This window comes from Leptolyngbya cf. ectocarpi LEGE 11479 (assembly GCF_015207065.1).
Taxonomy (GTDB): domain Bacteria; phylum Cyanobacteriota; class Cyanobacteriia; order Phormidesmidales; family Phormidesmidaceae; genus Leptothoe; species Leptothoe ectocarpi.
Window position 1 is genome coordinate 1 of sequence record NZ_JADEXP010000637.1, and the last position, 1,259, is coordinate 1,259.

A 1,259-nucleotide genomic window follows, 5' to 3' on the forward strand; every position below is an offset into this window, starting at 1 on the left:
GTGCAGCAGTTGAGAACAGAGGCACCGGATCATGGACAGATGCGTATTTCGGTCATGCTCTCTCCTTGTCCCCATGCGTCTGGGGGAGAAACAGAGTCTCTAAAATCCTATCCGGAAGTGGATCGGGTCCAGGGACCCGCAGACTTCTTTAGATTTCTGTTTACCGGCAAAACGGCTGATGATTGGGACTGGCACTGTCAGGGAGTAGTGGTCTTTCTCGGTGGCGACCAGCTCTATGCGGTGTGGGCAGCAAAACGTCTGGGCTACCGCACGGCTGTCTACGCTGAATGGGAACCGCGCTGGCTTAACTGGGTGGATCGTTTTGGCATGATGCAGGGGGATACTACTGCAAAGATTCCAGCTAAGTATCAGTCCAAGCTCACGGTGGTGGGCGATCTGATGGCGGATGTGGAGTCTGCAGCTGGTGCAGAGCTTCCTTTTGCACCGGAGACGCCAGTGATTGGTCTGATGCCGGGCTCAAAACCGGATAAGCTACGACCTGGGGTACCCCTGTCGCTTGCGATCGCACACCACCTCCACAGCCAACACCCCCATCTGCAGTTTGTCATTCCCGTCGCCCCCACCGTTACCCCGGCGATCCTGGCCACCTATGCCGACCCCGACCACAACGCCACCGTCGCGGTCATGGATGGCCCAGACGCGCAGCTAGTCACCCCCGATGACGGGCTGCCCTACTTCCAAATCAAAGATGGCCCCACCATCACACTGTGGACCGACTTCCCCGCCCATAGCCTGCTGAAACGCTGCACCCTCTGCGTCACCACCGTCGGTGCTAACACCGCCCAGCTAGGCTCTCTAGCGGTGCCCATGGTGGTTTTGCTCCCCACCCAGCAGCTCGATGTCATGCGTACCTGGGATGGTCTGTGGGGCCTACTGTGTCAGCTGCCGCTGGTGGGTACGGCCCTGACTAAAATCATTAATACCGTAGCCATTCAATACATCCAGCGCCGTCAGAAACGGTTTGCCTGGCCCAATATCTGGGCCAAAAAGGAGGTGGTGCCAGAGCTGCTAGGACGGATCACAGCTACAGAGGTGTGCGATCGCATCTCTAACTATCTGGACCATCCAGACCAGCTAGAAACCATGCGGCAAACCCTGCGCAACCTGCGAGGCCCCTCGGGTGCAGCAGAGCGTTTCGCTCGTTTAATTTTAGAAACGCTAAACTACCCAATAAAGGATAGAGCCCACTAACGTAACGAATGTGGAGTTCCGTTCCTAACCCCCACCCTACCGACAAC

The 1,259-nt window shown here is 57.2% G+C and carries 1 protein-coding gene; it reads left to right on the forward strand.

Annotation, left to right across the window (positions count from 1 at the left end):
- Positions 1-1,212: glycosyltransferase family protein (locus tag IQ260_RS30660; RefSeq protein WP_193996813.1), on the forward strand; the 1,212-nt coding region annotated here is incomplete at its 5' end.
- Positions 1,213-1,259: the final 47 nt, after the last annotated feature.